Below are 22,055 nucleotides of genomic sequence, written 5' to 3'. Positions count from 1 at the left end.
CAGCTCATCTGGCGACGAGCCGCGCCATTGTAACGGCATCAAGCCAAGTTACAACCTTTAATTGCTAAAAACTCATCATTACTCAATGACTTGGCGTTCGGGCAAAGCCGGCAGCGCCTGCAACGTGCTCAGTAACGCCTGCACCCAGGCACGCTGCAGGCGGCTTCTACTGCATGTTTACCCTTGCAGGTGACGCAGGCTTGCAACATCCGCCAGGTCCCGTCCCACCGCCTCTTCGCTCAGGCTCTGGATCAGTTCGGCGGTTTTTTCCTGAAACACCTGGAAGAGGCTCGAGTAGCCGGCGTAGTACTCGGCATCGTTGATCGAGGCCCGACGCTCTTCCAACGCCTGCTCCTGTTGCTCCAGCGAGTTGCGCAGGGCAAGGAATGCCGGGGTGTCGCGCTGGCGCAACCAGTCGCACCAGAAGTCCTGCATGCCAAGGTACTCGGCCAGCGCCGCGGGCGTTTCGGCAGCCTGTATCGCCTGCCTGGCCGCCTCGATCTGCTCGGGGCTGATCATCTCCAGGTCCGGGAACAACATGGCCGATGGCTGCCCCGGCAGGTCCAGCGCTTCGGCCAGCCTGACCCGATAACCCAGGCTGACTTCCACTTCCTCGACATCGCGCCAGCGCCCCTGGGCGCTTTCCCGCCGCAGCCTGATATCGTCCAGCACCACCTTGTCGAGCTTGTCCAGGCGGAACAGGCCCTTGCCCAGACGCAGCAGTCGGGCGGTCACCTGGGAGTTCTCGCTCGCCGCCAGGGCCTGAAAGACCTGGACCTGGATTTCCAGGTAGCTGAAGTTCAGCGCAATACTGTTACCGCAGGTACGCGGATGGCCCGCCAGCCTGAACAACTTGGCACGCAACTGACTGTCGGCGCTGGCAGCATCGATCATGCGCCAGACCCTGTCGAACAACTCGGTACGCGCCACGTCGTACTCGGCGGTCATGCTCAGCTCGCCCAGGATGCGGAAGAACTCCTGGCTACCCGCCTCCTTGCGCAAGCTGAACCACTTCATCTCACGCTGGCGTGTCAACGCTTCGTTGTCGCCCCGGGTCCAGAACAGCTCCGGCCCGATCTCGTTCGACTCGACCAGGCCACCCAGGTTGATTCCGGTCTGCTGACGATAGGCCTCGATTTGCGTAGTTGTCGACGCCGACAGCGGGTTGTCCTGCAAATACAGGGCACGCGCCGGGCGCGACTGTGACTGGTACAGCGTTTCAGGCAGCTCACTCAACTGGTTGTCACGCAGATCGGCCAGTTCCAGCCGCGTCAGTTCGACGTAGCCTTGCGGAAACGCATCGATTGAGGTGAAACGCAGGTTCAGGCTTCGCAGGCCGGTGAGGCCGGTCAGATGCGGAGGCGTGCCCAAGGGGTTGTTACTCAGGTCAAGCACCTCCAGCCGGCGCAGATTGCCCAGGATACCCGCCGTTCGTTCGGTCAACTGTATGTCGTTATCGGCGCAACGCAGCTCTTCGAGGCGGGTCATGTCGATAATGATGGCGGGCAGTTCCGTGAGCCGGTTACGCCCAAGCTCGAGCACGCGCAGCTTGCTGAATGCATCGAGAAAACCGTTGGGGATGGCCGTCAGGCCAGTATTTTTCAGCGACAGGCGCTGAACATGGCTGAAGTCCACGCCAAGCGGGAACAGCGGCGGCGAACCCAGGTCGGCGCCTTCAAGGTCCAGGCGGTAGCCGCGCAGCTCGCCGGTATCGCCGAATTCCCGAGGTGTCTGCCGGCGCCAGGCCATGATGAGCGTGTCAGCCACACGCTGACGCCGCCGCTGCATGCCACTGGAGTGCGGCCCAGGACGATCCTGCACCCACTCACTCAAAGACTCGCGCAAACTGGCCAGTTCCTCGGCTTTCTCCCTGAGCAGCCTGGGCACATCGACACTGGCCATCGACAGGCCTTGCAGGTAATCGGTGAGTTCAGCATCCGTGAGCCGCGGAAACAACTGCTTGGCCTGGTCGCGATAAAACTGCCATTGCTCGTCCGCTGCACCGCGGCCACTCAAGGGATAGCCGACCCGCCCATCGGCCAGGCGCACCGGAGGCCTGAACCGGTCCTCCAACAATACCTGGCCACTCAGGCGTCGGGCGCGATTACGGTCGGTATCGGCCAACTCCGCCAGTGCCTGAGCCAGTGATTGGCCATCCTCCTGGCGCACGCCCTCTGGCAATAACGGGTTCAACATTGTAAACAGGTCGGTATCGCTCCCCTCCTGCCCCTCGATGCTGAAATGCCCCTCGGCACTTTTGACCACGGTGCGCACCTGGCCCGGAAGGTTTGTTCCGGCACTTGCCAGCAGCACGCCGGCACTGTCCTGGCCGTGCAGTTCGATGCGCAAGCCGGAAGGCCAGCCAGGCAGATGTTCGAGCAAACCGAAGACCAGTTGGTCGAACCGGTGATCGCGCCGCCAGGGCCATTCGAAGCCCTGGCGGACACACAGGAATCGGTACTGACTCAGTTGCCTTCTGGCGCCTTGGGCTATTGCCAGGGGCACCCGTGCCTGACGATGCATGCGGGCGACCAGATCCTCGCGGGCCTGGCCCAGAAGCTCTTCGGCCATTCTTACCGGCAAACCAGGAAAATCCCGCCTGAGCAAGCTGCTTTCCTGCACAGCCGGTTCAGCCCGCCTCTGACAGAAATCGAACAGGGCCTGACGTTGCCCCTGCGCTTCGGTCGCCAGTAACTCACAGAATTTCTGCTGCGCCAGCGTGTCGAGCGCCTCGGCTTCGATGCCCAGTTGCTCAAGCTGCTGCTCGCCCAGCGCATCCCGCAACACCGTCAACAGCAGCGAATCCTGTGCGGCCTGGATGCGCGGCGTCAGTTGCGGGTCCCAACCCGGGAGATGCGGCAAGAGGAAAATCGCCATGGCGTTATCGCTGACAGTCGTCGTCCCAAGCGCCGCGATGAATCCGCTGATGTCCCTGTCCAGACGCCAGTGCACGCAGGCCTGGCGCAATAGAGCCGGTACCGGTGCGTTGTCCATGTGCAATTGGCAGAGCTGCGCCGCATCGACGTCGGCCCAGCGCAATACGCGGGCAATGTCCGCATCGTCCATGCCCTGGGCCAGCGGCCCCAGTCGGCGAAAGGCATAGCGGGCCGAAGACCACTCCCAGGGGCGCTCCCATTGATGCCGCCAGGCCCCTTCGCCATTGTGTTCAAGCCTGGGCTTGAAGGCTTGGGGACGTTCAGGGTGGACAATCTGCCAGGAACCACCGGCGCCATCTTGCTCGACGCGGTAGGCATGACCTTCGATAACCACATGATCATTGCCATGGGCCAGCAAGCGCCCGCGCTGATCGATGGCTGCAGGCGTCACTTCAAGGCGCTGGCGATAGGGCTCGAGTTCCGGACTCCAGAGTTGCAGGGAGCGGTCGAAGCGTTGCACCGGCCGCAAACTCTGAAAAAAGCCGTGCTCGTTCACCCATCGCCCGACCTTGTGCGCCGCAAGCCCGAGCACCGCGCCTACGGCGATGGTTTCAACCACGCCAAGCAAGTGCTCCATGGCCTCATCGGTCCTGTCCTCGCTCCAGTCCTCGATACCGTGGTACACCTCGGACATCAGGTCATAGGCGGTATAGGCCAGCATCGCGGCATTGAGCACCGGGACGAACAGCGATACCAGATTGAGCACCTGCAAGCCGACGCTTTCCAGGGTTTCCAGCAGTTGCTGGCGTTGCTGATGATCGACCTGCGCCGTCGGTACTGCCAGCACCAGGCTGTCCTGGCGCCGCTGCAGGCATTGGCGCCGGACCAGTTGCTCGAACAGCTTGCCACTGAGCGGTTGTTCCCGGACATGCCCGTCGATGCCGCTTTCAAGCTTGTTGTTCAGCACTGCCTGCTCGGTCAGCGGCGCGTGGCGCAACAGGGCCTGCCTGAATGTGGTGTAGATCAGCTGGCGGGAAAGCGCGGTAACCATGAAGGGTAAATCAGCGTACTCATGCAACTCGCCCGCAGCCCCTTGCGGTACATAGAGCACCCGCTTGCGAGACACCGGGTAAGGGTAAAGCGACTGCGCCTGGCGAAACACCAGCACGCCCTCCAGCACATGACCATGCAGCACCAGCTGGCAGCATTCGAGCGGTTGCAGGTCGTAGGGCACAGACTGCTCGCCATTGCTGACCGCCAGCAGCATCTGGTAAGCCGACCAACTGATATACCCACGCATGAATGCAACCTGTGCCGAGAGTTCCAGATTGGCCGCTTTGGTGCTGGCCAGGGTCGACAACACCGATGCGCTGGGCTCTCCGGTCCAGGTACTGCCCGGCTGCCCTGGCGCCAGCACCGAGGCGAGATGTTCCTGGTAACGGCGGCCGATATCGACTTCCCGGCACAGGGCGATAAAGTCAGAAGCCGCGATGGCGCTGATCTGCACCTGGGCAAGGTGCACTTTCGACCCTGGTGCCGACTCGACGGCGTCCGCTTGCGCAGCGGTAAAATTCTGCAGGGCCATGTGCAAAAGGCTGCCCTGCTGCCACAGTCTGGAGACCCGCTGAAGGTTCGAAGGCGACCCGATCTGCGCCGATAAATACCAGGTGTAATGATCGAGCTGCACCTGCGTCACATCGACAGACACGCGAAAACGCTGGATCAGTTTCTCGCTCAGCAGCGAGATCGCAAACCGCTCCAGCGGCTCGATCCGTTGCATGACCTGCCTGGCCGCGCGCCCGGCCTTGTGCGCCTTGCTCAGGCTGCGACTGTAGGATTGACGGGTGGAGAGATCAGCCTTCAACAACCATTCGGGGCAGGCGCGTGCCAGGGTATCGAGATTGCTCTGCCGATGACTGTGTTCGGCATCCGGGTCGGTTTTCTGGCGGGCGCGGGTCATGCTGTCCTCCTGTCAGTGATGGCTTCACAAAAGACACGAGGCTATTGAATTGTCCTGCAGCAGCTGCACTACATAGCTATGCCACCGGCGCCAGTTGACAGTCGGCAATGCGCAGATGAATGAAGTGCAATTTGGCCACCACCGCCGACGGCAGCACAAACGGATAGAAATCCACCTGGCCCATGCTGCGCGACAACTCATTGAGCATCGCTGACAGCTCGACCCAGGCATTGATAAAGGCGAGAAAGTCTTTTGCCCCGGGGTCATCCGGGCGGTACAGGTCTTCACGGGTGAAAGGCGGGAAGTCCAGCTCCAGGCTGCTGGCATTCATGCCCAATGCCAGCGCGGTGTCGACGGCATCGGTCATGTGCAGGTAATGCGCCCAGGTTTCGGCCCAGTCTTCCCACGGGTGCATGGTCGCGTAGGCACTGACATGAGCTGCGGCCCAGTCGCTCGGCGCACCTCGCTGGTAGTGGCGCTCCAATGCCTCGCTGTAGCTTTCGCGCTCGTCACCGAACAGGTCGCGAAAGCCGTCGAGCCAATGGCTGTCGGCAATCAAACGGTCCCAATAGTAGTGACCGACTTCGTGACGCAGGTGGCCCAGCAAGGTGCGATAGGGTTCGTGCAGTTGCACCCGCACCCGCTCGCGCCAGTCATCATCGGCCTCGCGCACATCGAGGGTGATCAGGCCATTGGCATGACCGGTCACTGGTGCGTTGCCCTCAAGATCGACGCCGATGAAATCGAACGCAAGGCCCGGGCCACCCTCCTCGCCTTTCGGCTCCACCGGCAAGCCCAGGTGCAACAGCTGCGCGGTCAGCCGGCGCTTGGCGGTTTCCAGCTTGCGCCAGCGTAGGTGGTTGTCAGCGATGGAAAGGTCCGGAATGGTCCGGTTCAGGCGACAGGCCAGGCACAGGCTATCCGGCTCGCGGTCGGCCAACAGCCAGTTGCAGGCAGCCGGGGTATCGAGGTTGGCGCAACGCCGCAGCGGCCCGGCCTCAGGCTCGCCATCGAGCAGCCAGAGCCGCGCAGCAGGCCCGGGCAAGAGGCTCGCCACCCGGTTGCTCGGCGGCCAGTAGCCCAGCGCCGATTGGCAGGCCAGGCACTGGCTGTTGCGAAAGAACACCGACTGCCCGCATTGGCACTGCCAGACCCGATCCGGGCGCTGCTGCTGGCTGACAAAGGGCGCCGCGATCCTGGCGCCCAGCTGTTCGAAAAAACGGTACATGGCGATCCCTCCTGGCTGCTTGCCAAGACTAGACCATGGCGACCGCCGCGAGTGCCGTGTTTACACCTCGATGCCGTGACCGGCCAGGAAGCCGACGAAGGCATCTTCATCCAGCACCTTCAGGCCCAGCTCGCTGGCCTTGGCCAGCTTGGAGCCGGCGCCGGGGCCGGCAACCACGCAGTGGGTCTTGGCCGACACGGAACCGGCGACCTTGGCCCCAAGGCTTTCCAGCTTGTCCTTGGCCAAATCGCGGCTCATGCGCTCCAGCGAGCCGGTCAGCACCCAGGTCTGGCCAGCCAGAGGCAAACCTTCGGCGACTTTCTTCTCGCTCGACCAGTGCATGCCGAAGTCGCGCAATTGCGCTTCGATGGCCAGGGCTAGGGTGGCGTTTTCCGCGACCTGGAAGAAGGCCCGTACCGCTTCGGCCGGCTTGGCCGCCAAGGCCTGGCGCAGGTCGATGCCGTCAGCGGCGATGATCTTCTCCAGGCTGTCGAGCTTGGCCACCAGTTTTTCGGCGCCGGTGGGCCCGACCGACGGAATATCCAGCTTGGCAATCAACCCGGCCAGGGTAGTGCTGGCGGCGAATTCGGCGCCCAGCTCCCCTTCGTCCTGCAACTGCAGGCCGCGTTCGAGCAGCTGGGCAATCACTGTGCGGTTGTGCTCGTCTTCGAAGAAGCTGTGGATCTCGTGGGCGACCTCCAGGCCGATGTCCGGCAGGTAGGTCAGCACCTGCGGCAACGCCGCCATGACCCGTTGCAACGAACCCAGGGAGCGAGCCAGTACCTTGGCCGTCTCCTCGCCCACATCCGGAATGCCAAGGGCGTAGATGAAGCGCGCCAGGCCCGGTTTTTTGCTGGCTTCGATGGCCGCCAACAGGTTCTTGCTCGACAGCTCGGCAAAGCCTTCAAGGTCGACGATCTGCTCAAAGGTCAGTTGGTACAGATCAGCTGGCGAGCGGATCAAGCCTTCGTCCACCAGTTGCTCGACGCTCTTCTCGCCCAGGCCTTCGATATCCATGGCGCGGCGCGAAACATAGTGGATAATCGCCTGCTTGAGCTGGGCGGCGCAGGCCAGGCGGCCGACGCAGCGGTACACGGCGCCTTCGCTGACGGTCTCCTTGCCTTTGCTGCGCTTGACCAGCTGGGTGCGCTCGACCTGCGAGCCGCATACCGGGCACTCGGTGGGGATGTGCACAGGGCGGGCATCCTCGGGACGGCGCTCGGTGACCACCTGCATCACCTGCGGAATTACATCACCGGCGCGGCGGATGATGACCGTGTCGCCGATCATCAAGCCCAGGCGCGCCACTTCGTCCATGTTGTGCAAAGTGGCGTTGGACACGGTCACACCGGCGACCTTGACCGGCTTGAGCCGGGCCACGGGGGTTACCGCACCGGTACGACCGACCTGGAACTCGACATCCAGCACTTCGGTCAGCTCTTCCATGGCGGGGAACTTGTGGGCAATCGCCCAGCGCGGCTCACGGGCCCGGAAGCCCAACTCGCGCTGGGAGGCGAGGCTGTTGACCTTGAACACCACGCCATCGATCTCGTAAGGCAGGTCGTTGCGCCGTGCGCCGATGTCGCGGTAGTACTCCAGGCATTCAGCCACGCCGGCGGCATGGCGCAACTCGCGGCTGATCGGCATGCCCCAGGCCTTGAGCTGCTCCAGGGTGCCGATATGGCTGTCCGCAATCGGCGCCGAGACCTGGCCGACGCCGTAGCAGCAGAATTCCAGCGGGCGGCTGGCGGTGATCTTCGAGTCCAGCTGGCGCAGGCTGCCGGCAGCGGCGTTGCGCGGGTTGGCGAAGGTCTTGCCGCCGGCCTCGATCTGCGACCGGTTGAGGCGCTCGAATCCGGCCTTGGACATGTACACCTCGCCACGCACCTCCAGCACCGCCGGCCAACCCTCGCCCTGCAACTTGAGCGGGATGTTGCGCACGGTGCGCACGTTGACGCTGATGTCTTCACCCGTGGTGCCGTCGCCACGGGTTGCGCCCTGCACCAGTTGGCCGTCGCGGTACAGCAGGCTGACCGCGAGGCCGTCGAGCTTGGGTTCGCAGCTGTAATCGACTGCGGCGCCGTTGCCGAACAGATCGCCGGCCGGCAGGTCCAGGCCTTCAACCACACGGCGGTCGAATTCACGCAGGTCGTTTTCCTCGAAGGCATTCCCGAGGCTGAGCATCGGCACTTCGTGGCGTACCTGGCTGAACGCCGACAGCGCCGAGCCACCGACGCGCTGGGTCGGCGAGTCAGCGGTCACCAGCTCCGGGTGTTCGGCTTCCAGGGCCTTGAGTTCGTTGAACAGGCGATCGTATTCGGCGTCAGGCACGCTCGGCTCATCGAGCACGTAGTAGCGGTAGTTGTGCTGATCGAGCTCGGCACGCAGTTCAAGAATTCGGGATTCGGCGGTCATGGTGTGTAATCTCTTGCAAAGCAAAAGAGCAGCCGTGGCTGCTCTTTGGGGCATGTCTGAACTATCAGTTGCGTCTTCATCGCCGGCAAGGCCGGCTCCCACAGTGGGAGCCGGCCTTGCCGGCGATGCTCTTAACGTTTCTGGGTCAACGCCCGGCGCTCGAACTCGACGATGCGCTGGCGGTAGTGCTCGATGGTTTGCGCGGTCATCACACTGCGCTGGTCATCCTTGAGCTCGCCGTTGAGTTCGTGGGCCAGCTTGCGCGCTGCCGCCACCATCACGTCGAAGGCCTGCTTGGGATGACGCGGGCCTGGCAGACCGAGGAAGAAGCTCACCGCACGGGTGCTGAAGTGGTCGATGTCATCGAGGTCGAACACGCCCGGCTTGACCGCGTTAGCCATCGAGAACAGTACTTCGCCGTTACCGGCCATGCTTTCGTGACGGTGGAAGATGTCCATTTCACCGAAACGCAGGCCGCTTTCAAGGATGTTCTGCAGCAATGCCGGGCCCTTGAAGCCGCCTTCATCGCGGGAAATCACACTGATCACCAGTACTTCTTCAACCGGTGGCAGGTCTTTGTCCGGCGCAGAACCGTAGCCGCTGGTTTTCGGGCTTTCGTCCGGGAAGTCATCGTCGGCATTGCCGAACAGATCAGGCTCACGCGGTTCGGCGGCCAGGTTCAGGTCGCCCTGCTGGGGCTCGTTGCCGCGCTTGTTGCGCTTGTTTTTGCCGACCTTGGGTTCACGCTCACGGTCACGCCCGGCACTCATCGACGGCAGATCGTGCTCGTCCAGCGCAGGCTCTTTGTGGTTATCGAGCACGCGGGGCTCGCCGACCACTTCGGTGCCACCACTGCTGCTGTCATCGTCCGGCAGGTTGGAAAAGCTGCGGTCCAGACGGAATTTCAACTTGCCCTTGCCGCCGCGCATGCGGCGCCAGCCGTCAAAAAGAATACCGGCAATGACAATAATGCCGATGACGATCAGCCACTCGCGCAGACCGATTTCCATGTAATCCCGTGCCTCTGTAAAAAATGCTGAAAAATAAAGGGTTTAAACCCCTTTAAAACGTGGCGCCAACTCTATGTTCTGACAGGCGTTTTACCCACGCAAAAAAATAAGTGACATTAAGCTAGCACGACCAAAGATAACTTTACACCGTCTGTCGCAACTGACAGGGCCATTTACCGCAGGTTCACGCCTTATTGCCTCGAATCAGGCGTCGACCATGGCCATCGCCTCCTCCACATCCACCGCCACCAGCCGTGAACAACCCGGTTCATGCATGGTCACGCCCATGAGTTGATCAGCCATTTCCATGGCGATCTTGTTGTGGGTGATATAGATGAACTGCACCGTCTGGCTCATCTCCTTCACCAGCCGGGCGTAACGCCCGACGTTGGCATCGTCCAACGGTGCATCGACTTCATCGAGCATGCAGAACGGTGCCGGGTTCAACTTGAAAATGGCAAATACCAAGGCCAGGGCGGTCAGCGCTTTCTCACCGCCCGAGAGCAGGTGAATGGTGCTGTTCTTCTTGCCCGGTGGCCGCGCCATGATTGTCACCCCTGTATCGAGTAGATCTTCGCCCGTCAGTTCCAGGTAAGCGCTGCCGCCACCGAAAACTTTTGGGAAAAGTGCCTGTAATCCGGCATTTATCTGATCAAAGGTATCCTTGAAGCGGTTGCGGGTTTCCTTGTCGATCTTGCGAATGACGTTCTCGAGGGTGTCCAGGGCTTCGACCAGGTCGGCGTCCTGGGCATCCAGGTAGCGCTTGCGCTCGGACTGCTGCTGATACTCGTCGATGGCCGCCAGGTTGATCGCCCCCAGGCGCTGGATACGCGCGTCGATGCGCTCGAGCTCCTGTTCGGCTTCCTCCTCGCTGGCCTGTTCGCCCAGGGTCGCCAGTACCCCGTCGAGGTCGTAGCCATCGGCGTGCAGCTGCTCCTGCAGGGTTTTGCGCCGCACGCTCAACCCTTGCCATTCCAGGCGGTGTTGCTCCAATTGGCCACGCAGCAGCTGCGACTGCTGTTCGGCCTGGGTGCGGCGCTTCTCGGCGTCGCGCAGCTCGCGGTCGGCTTCGTCCATGTGCAGGCGCGCCTGACGCATCTCGTCATCGACGCTCATGCGTTTTTCCAGTAGCTCTTCGAGCTTGAGGCGCAGCTCTTCCAGCGGCGCCTCGCCCTCCTCCAGGTTCAGGGTCAGCTGTTCGCGCTTCTCGCTCAGGCGCTCGGACTGCAGCTCCAGGCGCTCCAGGGCCTGGCGGGTAGAATCGTGCTGGGCCTTTAACGAGCCCAGGCGCACAGCCAACTGGTGGGCGTGATCCTTGTGCTGACGGGCCTCCTGGCGCACCCGGTCGAGGCGCTCGCGCAGGCTGTCGCGCTGGGCCAGGAGCAACTCGCGCTGCTCGGTGTCCTGGGCCATCAGGTCGAGGGCTTCCTGCAGTTGCAGGCGCGACTCGCCGAGGTTTTCGTGTTCGATGCTGCGTTGTTCAAGCAGCTCGGCAAGCTCTTCTTCCAGACGCTGGCGGCGCAGGCTCAACTGCTCGGCGCGGGCCTTGCCGGCCGAGAGCCTGGCGTTGAGTTCGCTTTGCTGGCGGGCTTCGTCCTGGGCGCGGCGGCGCAGTTGCTCGCGGCGCTCTTCGAGTTGTTGCTGCTGTTCGCGCTGCTCCTGCAGCCTGGCTTCCAGCAGCTCCAATGCGGCTTCATGTTCTTGCTGCTCTTGGCCCAGGCGCTCCAGCTCCTGGCCACGGGCCAGTACGCCACCCTGGGCATCGCTGGCACGGCTGACGCGCAAAAAATGCCGGCCAACCCAGTAACCGTCCCGGCTGATCAGGCTTTGCCCGTCTGCCAACTGAGCGCGCAGGGCCAGGGCCTGTTCGAGGCTGTCTACCGGTTTGACCTGGCCGAGCCAGGGCGCCAGATCGATGCGCCCTTCGACCTTGTCGAGCAGGCTGCCGGGAATGCGCACGCCTTCGCCACGGCTGTCGAGCAGGCGCAGTTCGCCCTGATCGAAGGCGCCCAGGTCCAGCCCGTTGAAATCGTCGACCACTACTGCCTGCAGATCGGCGCCAAGCACGGTTTCCACCGCCAGCTCCCAACCCGGCTCAACGCGCAAGCCTTCGGCCAGGCGCGGACGCTGTGCCAGACCTTGCTCACGCAGCCATTGCGCAGTGCCGGTGCCGGGGTCGAGCGCCGCTTGCTGCAGGGCTTCGAGCGAAGCCAGGCGACCGCCCAGGCGCTGCAACTCGCCCTGGGCTTGTTGCTGGGCCTGAACGGCCTGCTGCAACTGATCGCGCAGGGCTTCGAGCTGCTCGACCACCTGCAGCTCGTCTGTCTGTAGCGCTTCGAGCAGCATTTCGCTGGTCGCCAGTTGCTCGCCCAGTTCAAGGATTGCTGCGTCTTCCGGGTCGGCACTGAGCTGATCGCGCTCTTCGCCGAGCTTGCGCTGGCGCTCGGCCAGGCGCTCGAGGCTGGTTTCCAGCTGCTGGATACGCGCCTGCTGCACTTCGGCCTGGCGCCGCGGCTCGGCCGAGCGGGTGTTGAAACTGTCCCACTGCTCCTGCCAGCCGTGCATGGTGGTTTCGGCATCTTCCAGGGTGGCGGCGGCCTCTTCGGCGGCGGCCAGGGTCATCTCCTGCTCGGGCTCGAGCATTTCAAGCTCTTCACCCAGGGTGGCGAGCATCGTACGGTCGTGGCCCAGGTGCGATTCGGTTTCGAGCCGCGCGCGCTCGGACTCTTTCAGGTCATCCTGCAACTGGCGCAGCCGTTGCTGACCGTGCTGGATACTTTGCTCGACCCGGGCGATATCGCCGCCGACCGAATAGAAGCGCCCCTGCACCAGGTTGAAACGCTCGGACAGCTCATGGTGGCCATCACGCAGGCGCTCGATGCTGGCATCGGCATTGCGCTGTTCGGCCACCAGCGCCTCGAAGGCGACTTCCTGGTCGCCGATCACCGCTTCGCGCTGGCCCACCTGATCGTTCAGGGCCTGCCAGCGCAGGGCCGCCAGTTGCGCCTTGAGCTGACGCTCTTCGGCTTTGTATTCCTTGTACTTCTCGGCGGCCTGGGCCTGGCGGTGCAGGCGTTCGAGCTGGCGCTCCAGCTCTTCGCGCAGGTCGGTCAGGCGCTCGAGGTTCTCATGGGTGCGGCGGATGCGGTTCTCGGTCTCGCGCCGGCGCTCCTTGTACTTGGAGATACCCGCCGCCTCTTCGATGAAGTTGCGCAGGTCTTCGGGCTTGGCTTCGATCAGCTTGGAGATCATCCCCTGCTCGATGATCGAGTAGCTGCGCGGGCCCAGGCCGGTGCCGAGGAAGATATCGGTAATGTCCCGGCGCCGGCATTTGGCGCCGTTGAGGTAATAGGTGTTCTGCCCGTCGCGGGTCACCTTGCGGCGAATGGAAATTTCCGCATAAGCCGCGTATTCACCGACCAGGGTACTGTCGGAGTTATCGAACACCAGCTCGATGCTGGCCTGGCTCACCGGCTTGCGGCTGGTCGAGCCGTTGAAGATGACGTCGGTCATCGACTCGCCACGCAGGTTTTTGGCCGAGCTTTCGCCCATCACCCAGCGCACCGCATCGATGATGTTGGACTTGCCGCAGCCGTTGGGCCCGACCACGGCCGCCATGTTGCTGGGGAAGTTGACCGTGGTCGGGTCGACGAACGACTTGAACCCGGCCAGGCGAATGCACTTTAAGCGCATGCTCAGGCAGTCGCCAGCGCCGCCAGCACCAGCTCGCAGCTGCGCTGGCAGTACTCGGCCAGCACCGTGCGGATGCGCAGCTGGTCACGGGCCACCACGGCCTCGAGCAGGTTGGCAAACAGCACCAGGAAGTCGTTCATATTGGCCTTGCGCTGGTCCAGTGCCAGGTAATAGGCACGACTCATGGCCGGCTGCAGGTTCTCGACGGTTTCCTGCAAGTAGGGGTTGTCGGCGAACGGATAGGCAGCGCGCATCACCGCGAAGCTGTCTTCGACGAAGGTACGGATGTCCTGACGCTCAAAAGCGCTGGTCAGTCGCTGCTGGATCTTGAGGAACGGCAGCAGGTCAGCGTCATTGCGCCAGTGCTGTGCCACGGCGTTGCCGAGCAAGGTGTACAGCTCGCCCATCAACGTGCACAGGCTGCGCACGTTGTGCTCGTCGAGCTCGGTCACGTGGGCACCACGACGCGGCAGGATGGTCACCAGATGGCGGCGTTCGAGGATCAGCAGCGCCTCGCGCACCGAACCACGGCTGACATTCAACGCCTGGGTAACCTTCTGCTCCTGGATACGTTCGGCAGGCTTGAGCTCGCCGCGGATGATCCGCTCGGCCAGGTAATGGGCAATTTGCTCGGAGAGGCTGTCCGGCGCCTTGAACGTCATGGTTTTCCTTCAAAATCATTGAACTGTGCACAAGCGCCGAATTGTAGCGCACTTGCCCCCGCGCCGCGCAGTGGCCATATAGCAGAAGTTGGCACGATTGGCGCAAAAGATTCGGATCCCACAGAGCCAACTATGCTCATAACAGAGCACCTGTGAAAGGGCGGAAGCGCCACGAGAAATTTCCTGACCCGAAGGTCAGAAAATTGTTGACCTGAAAATCAAGTCTGCTTACAGTCCGCTCAACAACAATAAGTCGCTTGTGAGGCCTTCCCGTGATCCAGTTTCTACTTAACCAGGAGCTGCGCAGTGAGCATGCCCTGGACCCCAACCTGACCGTGCTCGAGTATCTTCGTGAACACCTGGGCAAGTCCGGTACCAAGGAAGGCTGCGCCAGCGGCGATTGTGGCGCCTGCACCGTGGTGGTCGGCGAGCTGGCCCAGGGCGAGGACGGCCGCGAGCACATCCGCTACCGCAGCCTCAACTCGTGCCTGACGTTCGTCTCCTCGCTGCACGGCAAACAACTGATCAGCGTCGAAGGCCTCAAGCACCAGGGCAAGCTGCACAGCGTGCAGCAGGCCATGGCCGATTGCCACGGCTCGCAATGCGGCTTCTGCACCCCGGGCTTTGTCATGTCACTGTTCGCCCTGCAAAAGAACAGCGATGCACCCGATCTGCACAAGGCCCAGGAAGCCCTGGCCGGCAACCTCTGCCGCTGCACCGGTTACCGGCCGATCCTGGCCGCCGCCGAGCAGTCCTGCTGCCAGGCCAAGCCTGATCAGTTCGACAGCAGCGAAGCCCAGACCATCGCCCGCCTCAAGGCCATCGCGCCGGGTGAAACCGGTGAGCTCAACAGCGGCGACAAGCGCTGCCTGGTGCCGCTGACCGTGGCCGATCTGGCCGAACTCTACGGCTCGCACCCCGAAGCCCGGTTGCTGGCCGGCGGCACCGACCTGGCGCTGGAAGTCACCCAGTTCCACAAGACCCTGCCGGTGATGATCTATGTCGGCAACGTCGCCGAACTCAAGCGCATCGAGACTCAAGGCCAGTACCTGGAAATCGGCGCCGCAACGCCGCTGACCGATTGCTACGACGCCCTGAGCGCCGAGTACCCGGATTTCGGCGAGCTGCTGCACCGTTTCGCCTCGCTGCAGATCCGTAACCAGGGCACCCTTGGCGGCAACATCGGCAACGCCTCGCCGATCGGTGACTCGCCACCCCTGCTGATTGCCCTGGATGCGCAGATCGTTCTGCGCAAAGGTGAAAGCACCCGCACCCTGGCGCTGGAAGACTACTTCATCGACTACCGCATCACCGCGCGCCAGGAAAGCGAGTTCATCGAGAAGATCATCGTGCCACGGGCCCGTGCCGACTGGGCGTTCCGCGCCTACAAGGTGTCCAAGCGCCTGGACGACGATATCTCGGCGGTGTGCGCGGCATTCAACCTGCGCATCAGCAACGGCGTGGTCGAGGCTGCGCGCATTGCCTTCGGCGGCATGGCGGCGATCCCGAAACGGGCCCGCGCCTGCGAAGCGGCACTGGTTGGCAAGGCCTGGAACCAGGCCAGCATCGAGCGCGCCTGCCAGGCCCTGGCCGAGGACTTCACGCCACTCTCGGATTTTCGCGCGAGCAAGGAATACCGCCTGCTCAGCGCGCAGAACCTGCTGCGCAAATACTTCATTGAACTACAAACGCCGCACATCGAGACTCGGGTGACCGCTTATGTCTAACCATCACGTCGCCAAAAGCCAGGCAGAGCTGGCCGAACTGTTCAGCCAGGACCTGACCACCGGGGTCGGTCGCAGCCTCAAGCACGACAGCGCCGACAAGCATGTGTCAGGCGAAGCGGTGTACATCGATGACCGCCTGGAATTTCCCAACCAGCTGCACGTGTATGCGCGCCTGTCCGACCGCGCCCACGCCCGGGTATTGAGCATCGACACCAGCCCCTGCTACGCCTTCGAGGGCGTGCGCATCGCCATCACCCATGAAGACGTGCCGGGCCTCAAGGACATCGGCCCGCTGCTGCCCGGCGACCCGCTGCTGGCCATCGACACCGTCGAGTTCGTCGGCCAGCCGGTGGTTGCCGTCGCCGCCCGCGACCTCGATACCGCGCGCCGCGCAGCCATGGCCGCGATCATCGAATATGAAGACCTGGAACCGGTGCTGGATGTGGTCGAGGCGCTGCGCAAGAAACACTTCGTGCTCGACAGCCACACCCACCAGCGTGGCGACTCGGTCAGCGCCCTGGCCAGCGCCCCGCATCGCCTGCAGGGCACCCTGCACATCGGCGGCCAGGAGCACTTCTACCTGGAAACCCAGATCTCCTCGGTGATGCCCACCGAAGACGGCGGAATGATCGTCTACTGCTCGACCCAGAACCCCACCGAAGTGCAGAAGCTGGTGGCGGAAGTCCTCGACGTGCCAATGAACAAGATCGTCGTTGACATGCGCCGCATGGGCGGTGGTTTCGGCGGCAAGGAAACCCAGGCGGCCAGCCCCGCCTGCCTGTGCGCAGTGATCGCGCACCTCACCGGCCAGCCGACCAAGATGCGCCTGCCGCGGGTCGAAGACATGCTGATGACCGGCAAACGTCACCCGTTCTACATCGAGTACGACGTCGGCTTCGATGACAACGGCCGCCTGCACGGCATCAACTTCGACCTGGCCGGCAACTGCGGTTGCTCGCCGGACCTCTCGGCCTCGATCGTCGACCGCGCCATGTTCCACGCCGACAACGCCTACTACCTGGGCGACGCCACCATCCATGGCCACCGTTGCAAGACCAATACCGCCTCGAACACCGCCTACCGCGGCTTTGGCGGCCCGCAGGGCATGGTCGCCATCGAGGAGGTGATGGACCATATCGCCCGCCACCTGGCCCTCGATCCGCTGGCGGTGCGCAAGGCCAACTACTACGGCAAGACCGAGCGCAACGTCACCCACTACTACCAGACCGTCGAGCACAACATGCTCGAAGAGATCACCGCCGAGCTTGAAGCCAGCAGTGATTACGCCGAGCGTCGCGAATCGATCCGCCGCTTCAACGCCAACAGCCCGATCCTGAAAAAAGGCCTGGCGCTGACCCCGGTGAAATTCGGCATCTCGTTCACCGCCAGCTTCCTCAACCAGGCCGGCGCCCTCGTGCACATCTACACCGACGGCAGCATTCACCTGAACCACGGTGGCACCGAGATGGGCCAGGGCCTGAACACCAAGGTGGCCCAGGTGGTGGCTGAAGTGTTCCAGGTTGATTTCCAGCGCATCCAGATCACTGCGACCAACACCGACAAGGTACCCAACACTTCGCCGACTGCCGCCTCCAGCGGCGCCGACCTGAACGGCAAGGCGGCGCAGAATGCGGCCGAGATCCTTAAGAAACGCCTGACCGAGTTCGCCGCACGGCAATACAAAGTCAGCGAGGAAGACGTCGAGTTTCGCAACGGCCACGTGCGCGTGCGCGATGAGATCCTCAGTTTCGAAGCGCTGGTGCAGCAGGCCTATTTCGCCCAGGTCTCGCTGTCGAGCACCGGCTTCTACAAGACCCCGAAGATCTACTACGACCGCAGCCAGGCGCGTGGCCGGCCGTTCTACTACTTCGCCTTCGGTGCAGCCTGTGCCGAGGTCATCGTCGACACCCTGACCGGCGAATACAAGATGCTGCGCACCGACATCCTGCACGACGTCGGTGCCTCGCTGAACCCGGCCATCGACATCGGCCAGGTCGAGGGCGGCTTCATCCAGGGCATGGGCTGGCTGACCACCGAAGAGCTGGTGTGGAACGCCAAGGGCAAGCTGATGACCAATGGCCCGGCCAGCTACAAGATCCCGGCGGTAGCCGACATGCCGGTGGATTTGCGCGTCAAGCTGGTGGAAAACCGCAAGAACCCGGAAGACACCGTGTTCCATTCCAAGGCCGTGGGCGAACCGCCGTTCATGCTCGGCATCGCTGCCTGGTGTGCGATCAAGGATGCCGTGGCGAGCCTGGGCGATTACCGCGTGCATCCGCTGATCGATGCGCCGGCGACGCCGGAGCGGGTGCTCTGGGGTTGCGAGCAGATGCGCAAGGCAGTGGCGGCGCAGCAGCCTGCTACCGAGGTTGAGACAGTGACACCGTGAGTCCGCTATCGCTGGCAAGCCAGCTCCCACAGGATCTGTGTACACCGGACCTGTGGGAGCTGGCTTGCCAGCGATGAGGCCAGAACAGGCACCGTAGAGGTAACTGAATAATGCACACCTGGATCAACGCCCTGTCCGACCTGCAATCTCGCGGCGAGCCCTGCGTATTGGTGACCATCATCGAAGAACGCGGCTCGACGCCACGCAACGCCGGCTCGAAAATGGTCGTCAGCGCCGAGCAACTGTTCGACACCATCGGCGGCGGCCACCTGGAATACAAGGCCATGCACATCGCCCGGCAGATGCTCGCCGAGCGCCGTGAAGCGCCGCACCTGGAACGCTTCAGCCTCGGCGCCAGCCTCGGCCAGTGCTGCGGTGGCGCCACCGTGCTGCTGTTCGAGCCGATGGGTCAGGTGCAGGCGCAGATCGCCGTATTCGGCGCAGGCCATGTCGGCCGCGCTCTGGTACCCTTGCTCGCCGCCCTGCCCTGCAAGGTGCGCTGGATCGATTCGCGCGAGCAGGAATTCCCCGAGAGCCTTCCCGCCGGGGTCAGCAAGATCGTCAGCGAAGAGCCGGTGGATGAAGTCGATGAGCTGCCTGCCGGCAGCTACTGCATCGTCATGACCCATAACCATCAGCTGGATCTGGAACTGACCGCGGCGATCCTCAAACGCAATGACTTCACCTGGTTCGGCCTGATCGGCTCGAAGACCAAACGCGTCAAGTTCGAGCATCGCCTGCGTGAGCGCGGCTTTGCCGAGGATCGCCTGCAACGCATGCGCTGCCCGATGGGCATCGCCGAGGTCAAGGGCAAGCTGCCGATCGAGATCGCCGTGTCGATCGCCGCGGAAATCATTGCCACCTACAACGCCAGCTTTGGCCAGCACAACAACGCTGTCAACGCCGGCCCCATTGCCCAATTGCTGCCGCCGTCACGGCGCAGCCAAGCCATATGACGAGAGCCCTATGAGCGCAACCCGCAAAGCCTACCGTGCCGCCATCCTGCACAGCATCGCCGACCCTGCCGAAGTAGGCGTCGAAGCCTCCTATCAGTATTTCGAAGACGGCCTGCTGCTGATCGACGACGGCAAGATCAGCGCCCTGGGCGATGCCCGCGACCTGCTGCCGACCCTGGCGGCTGACATCGAGGTTGAGCATTACCAGGATGCCCTGATCACCCCGGGCTTTATCGACACCCATATCCACTTCCCGCAGACCGGCATGATCGGTTCCTACGGCGAGCAGTTGCTGGACTGGCTCAACACCTACACCTTCCCCTGCGAGAAGCAGTTTGCCGACAAGGCGCATGCCGACAAGGTCGCGAAGATCTTCGTCGAGGAACTGCTGCGCAACGGCACCACCACCGCCCTGGTGTTCGGCAGCGTGCACCCGGAATCGGTCAATGCCTTCTTCGAAGAAGCCGAGCGCCTGGACCTGCGAATGATTGCCGGCAAGGTGATGATGGACCGCAATGCCCCGGACTACCTGACCGACACCGCCGAGTCCGGCTACATCGAGAGCAAGGCGCTGATCGAGCGCTGGCACGGCAAGGGCCGCCTGCACTACGCAGTGACCCCGCGTTTTGCACCGACCAGCACCCCGGAGCAACTGACCCTGGCCGGCCAGCTGCTGGGCGAATACCCCGACCTGTACATGCACACCCACCTGAGCGAAAACCTCAAGGAAATCGACTGGGTCAAGGAACTGTTCCCGGAGCGCAAGGGCTACCTGGACGTCTACGATCACTTCAAGTTGCTCGGTCAGCGCTCGGTGTTCGCCCACGGCGTGCACCTGTGCGACGACGAATGCCAGCGCCTGGCCGAAACCGGTTCGGCCGTGGCCTTCTGCCCGACTTCCAACCTGTTCCTCGGCAGCGGCCTGTTCAACCTGCCGCAGGCCGAGAAGTTCAAGGTCAAGGTCGGATTGGGCACCGACGTGGGCGCCGGTACCAGCTTCTCGCTGCTCAACACCCTGAATGAAGCCTACAAGGTCATGCAACTGCAGGGCGCGCGCCTGAGCCCGTTCAAGTCACTGTACCTGGCGACCCTGGGCGGCGCCCGGGCGCTGAGCCTGGATGACCGCATCGGCAGCCTGCAGCCGGGCAACGATGCCGACTTCCTGGTGCTCGACTACAAGGCCACGACGCTGATGGACTACCGCATCCAGCAGTCGAACAGCATCGACGAGACGCTGTTCGTGCTGATGACCCTGGGCGATGACCGCACCGTCAGGCAGACCTTCGCTGCCGGGCGCTGCGTGCATCAGCGCTAAGGCTCGCGGAACAGCCCCTTGTACAGCGCGCCGCCGATCACTGCCCCGATCAGCGGCGCCACCCAGAACAGCCACAACTGCTGCAGTGCCCAGCCACCGACGAAAATCGCCGGGCCCGTGCTGCGCGCAGGGTTCACCGAGGTATTGGTGACCGGAATCGAAATCAGGTGGATCAGGGTCAGCGCAAGGCCGATGGCAATCGGTGCAAAGCCTGCCGGGGCACGGCTGTCGGTGGCGCCCATGATGATCAGGATGAACATCGCGGTCATCACCACTTCACTGGCAAAGCCTGCCGCCAATGAATAACCGCCGGGGGAATGCTCGGCATAGCCGTTGGACGCCAGCCCTGCCGACAACTCGAAACCGGCCTTGCCGCTGGCAATGAAGTAGATCACCGCCGCACCGAGAATTGCCCCGATCACCTGGGCGATGACGTAGGGCAGCAGGTCCTTGAGCGGAAACCGCCCACCCACCACCAGCCCGACCGACACCGCGGGGTTGAGGTGGCATCCGGAAATATGGCCGATGGCGAAAGCCATGGTCAGCACGGTCAGGCCGAAGGCCATGGCCACCCCGACCAGGCCGATGCCGATGGGGAACGACGCGGCGATCACCGCACTGCCGCAGCCACCCAACACCAGCCAGAACGTCCCGATCAGTTCAGCACCCATGCGTTTGCTCAGGGGCATCGACATATACCTGTCCTCAAGTAGTTGAAGTTCTACGCATAGCGCGCAAGCCCAACTGCTTGATGAAGGTTTGCGGTGGATCAGGTGAGAATCTAGCAGAGGCTGGATAACCTGCCAGTGGCCGGACATTGGGTGCTACTGGCCTTCAACCCTTGAGCGGCGCAATCCCACCACGCTTCTTGGTCTGCAGCAGGTGCGAGAACACCGCATGCAGGTCATCCGAGGCGCTGTCTTCATCGAGGTTGAGCTTGCTGTCGATGTGGTCCATGTGGTGCATCATCAGGCTCACTGCCTGGTTGACGTCACGGGCCTCGATGGCGTCGATCAGCTGCATGTGCTCGTCGTAGGAGCAATGCGAGCGGTTGCCGCTTTCATACTGGGCGATGATCAGCGAGGTTTGCGACACCAGGCTGCGCTGGAAGCTGATCAATGGGGCATTGCCCGCCGCTTCCGCCAGTTTCAGGTGGAACTCGCCGGACAAACGAATACCGGCACCGCGATCGCCACGGGAGAAGCTGTCGCGCTCCTCGCGGACCATCTGGCGCAGTTCGTTGAGTTGCTCGGCAGTGGCGTGCTCGACCGCAAGCTCGGTGATGGCGCGCTCGACCATGCGTCGCGAGAAGAACACCTGGCGGGCTTCCTCGACCGTCGGGCTGGCCACTACCGCGCCGCGGTTGGGCCGCAGCAGGACCACGCTTTCGTGGGCCAGGCGCGACAGGGCGCGACGGATGATGGTGCGGCTGACGCCGAAGATCTCGCCCAGGGCTTCCTCGCTCAACTTGGTACCCGGCGCCAGACGCTGCTCGAGGATGGCCTCGAAAATGTGCGCGTAGACGATATCGTCCTGGGTTCCGCTACGACCGGCCTTGCCGGTACGCACTGGTTTCTTGAGAGGTTGCAGCTGTTCGTTCATGGGCACTCGAGCACGGAGATCCGCCAGTCGGACCCTGACTGTAATACCAGCCAGTGGGGCGATGGCAAGTCCTGGTAAGAAAATTAAACGATTAAGGTATTGGCACATTGTACACAGCCGCAGGGATTTCTGCAGGTGGCGATGGCCTTTATAGCTGCACTGGCAAATTATCTGAGCACAACAAAGAAAACATTATTTGCATTCTTTGTATACAAACGCATA

At 63.0% G+C, this 22,055-nt stretch carries 12 protein-coding genes; 4 read left to right on the top strand and 8 right to left on the bottom strand.

The genetic code is table 11. The features are described from left to right. Positions 1 to 177 precede the first annotated feature (177 nt). The 6 genes from ABM562_RS23875 to ABM562_RS23850 all read right to left on the bottom strand — a co-directional run bounded on the left by ABM562_RS23875 (position 178) and on the right by ABM562_RS23850 (position 13,844). Entirely contained in the window at positions 178 to 4,836 is a 4,659-nt protein-coding gene (locus ABM562_RS23875; protein WP_460423549.1) for an NEL-type E3 ubiquitin ligase domain-containing protein, read from the bottom strand. Between the two features lie 76 nt (positions 4,837 to 4,912). Next, a complete protein-coding gene (locus ABM562_RS23870; protein WP_460423547.1) occupies positions 4,913 to 6,064 on the bottom strand; it encodes a zinc-binding metallopeptidase family protein in 1,152 nt (383 codons plus the stop codon). 60 nt (positions 6,065 to 6,124) lie between these two features. Then, on the bottom strand, positions 6,125 to 8,479 hold the full coding sequence (gene ligA, locus ABM562_RS23865) for an NAD-dependent DNA ligase LigA (RefSeq protein ID WP_460423545.1): 2,355 nt from the start codon (positions 8,477 to 8,479) through the stop codon (positions 6,125 to 6,127). A 131-nt stretch (positions 8,480 to 8,610) separates the two neighbouring features. Further along, positions 8,611 to 9,489, bottom strand: a complete 879-nt coding sequence (zipA, locus tag ABM562_RS23860; RefSeq protein ID WP_460423544.1) for a cell division protein ZipA — start codon at positions 9,487 to 9,489, stop codon at positions 8,611 to 8,613. Between the two features lie 204 nt (positions 9,490 to 9,693). Then, a complete protein-coding gene (gene smc, locus ABM562_RS23855) occupies positions 9,694 to 13,182 on the bottom strand; it encodes a chromosome segregation protein SMC (RefSeq protein WP_460423542.1) in 3,489 nt (1,162 codons plus the stop codon). A 2-nt stretch (positions 13,183 to 13,184) separates the two neighbouring features. Continuing rightward, complete coding sequence (locus tag ABM562_RS23850; protein ID WP_115087996.1) at positions 13,185 to 13,844, bottom strand: GntR family transcriptional regulator; 660 nt, start codon at positions 13,842 to 13,844, stop codon at positions 13,185 to 13,187. 272 nt (positions 13,845 to 14,116) lie between these two features. Between ABM562_RS23850 and xdhA the strand changes: the two genes are divergently transcribed. The 4 genes from xdhA to guaD all read left to right on the top strand — a co-directional run bounded on the left by xdhA (position 14,117) and on the right by guaD (position 20,231). Beyond that, the gene (gene xdhA, locus ABM562_RS23845) at positions 14,117 to 15,571 is read left to right on the top strand and encodes a xanthine dehydrogenase small subunit (protein ID WP_115087997.1); all 1,455 of its coding nucleotides are present in this window, start codon (positions 14,117 to 14,119) and stop codon (positions 15,569 to 15,571) included. After that, positions 15,564 to 17,960 (top strand): xanthine dehydrogenase molybdopterin binding subunit, encoded by a 2,397-nt coding sequence (gene xdhB / locus ABM562_RS23840; protein WP_258578937.1) that lies wholly within the window; start codon positions 15,564 to 15,566, stop codon positions 17,958 to 17,960. Before xdhA ends, xdhB begins: the two co-directional genes overlap by 8 nt. Positions 17,961 to 18,070: 110 nt before the next feature. Further along, positions 18,071 to 18,916 (top strand): xanthine dehydrogenase accessory protein XdhC, encoded by an 846-nt coding sequence (gene xdhC, locus ABM562_RS23835; protein WP_460423540.1) that lies wholly within the window; start codon positions 18,071 to 18,073, stop codon positions 18,914 to 18,916. A gap of 10 nt (positions 18,917 to 18,926) precedes the next feature. After that, positions 18,927 to 20,231: a guanine deaminase gene (guaD, locus tag ABM562_RS23830; protein WP_460423538.1), complete on the top strand. Its 1,305-nt coding sequence runs from the start codon at positions 18,927 to 18,929 to the stop codon at positions 20,229 to 20,231. On the opposite strand, the gene aqpZ is transcribed toward guaD, so the two are convergent. Together aqpZ and ABM562_RS23820 are read right to left on the bottom strand one after the other, a co-directional pair. Further along, positions 20,228 to 20,920: an aquaporin Z gene (aqpZ, locus tag ABM562_RS23825; RefSeq protein ID WP_420832719.1), complete on the bottom strand. Its 693-nt coding sequence runs from the start codon at positions 20,918 to 20,920 to the stop codon at positions 20,228 to 20,230. The two genes, guaD and aqpZ, sit on opposite strands and share 4 nt — an antisense overlap. A 145-nt stretch (positions 20,921 to 21,065) precedes the next feature. Next, positions 21,066 to 21,833: a GntR family transcriptional regulator gene (locus ABM562_RS23820; RefSeq protein WP_115088002.1), complete on the bottom strand. Its 768-nt coding sequence runs from the start codon at positions 21,831 to 21,833 to the stop codon at positions 21,066 to 21,068. Positions 21,834 to 22,055 lie beyond the last annotated feature (222 nt).

Source organism: Pseudomonas sp. ZL2, assembly GCF_054788455.1.
This window is presented reverse-complemented; position numbering and strand designations above follow the sequence as displayed.

Coding starts and splice junctions, on each gene's coding strand:
- zipA (WP_460423544.1), bottom strand. CDS start 9,489: ATGGAAATCGGTCTGCGCGAGTGGCTGATCGTCATCGGCATTATTGTC.
- aqpZ (WP_420832719.1), bottom strand. CDS start 20,920: ATGCCCCTGAGCAAACGCATGGGTGCTGAACTGATCGGGACGTTCTGG.
- xdhB (WP_258578937.1), top strand. CDS start 15,564: ATGTCTAACCATCACGTCGCCAAAAGCCAGGCAGAGCTGGCCGAACTG.
- ABM562_RS23820 (WP_115088002.1), bottom strand. CDS start 21,833: ATGAACGAACAGCTGCAACCTCTCAAGAAACCAGTGCGTACCGGCAAG.
- ABM562_RS23875 (WP_460423549.1), bottom strand. CDS start 4,836: ATGACCCGCGCCCGCCAGAAAACCGACCCGGATGCCGAACACAGTCAT.
- smc (WP_460423542.1), bottom strand. CDS start 13,182: ATGCGCTTAAAGTGCATTCGCCTGGCCGGGTTCAAGTCGTTCGTCGAC.
- ligA (WP_460423545.1), bottom strand. CDS start 8,479: ATGACCGCCGAATCCCGAATTCTTGAACTGCGTGCCGAGCTCGATCAG.
- guaD (WP_460423538.1), top strand. CDS start 18,927: ATGAGCGCAACCCGCAAAGCCTACCGTGCCGCCATCCTGCACAGCATC.
- ABM562_RS23870 (WP_460423547.1), bottom strand. CDS start 6,064: ATGTACCGTTTTTTCGAACAGCTGGGCGCCAGGATCGCGGCGCCCTTT.
- ABM562_RS23850 (WP_115087996.1), bottom strand. CDS start 13,844: ATGACGTTCAAGGCGCCGGACAGCCTCTCCGAGCAAATTGCCCATTAC.
- xdhC (WP_460423540.1), top strand. CDS start 18,071: ATGCACACCTGGATCAACGCCCTGTCCGACCTGCAATCTCGCGGCGAG.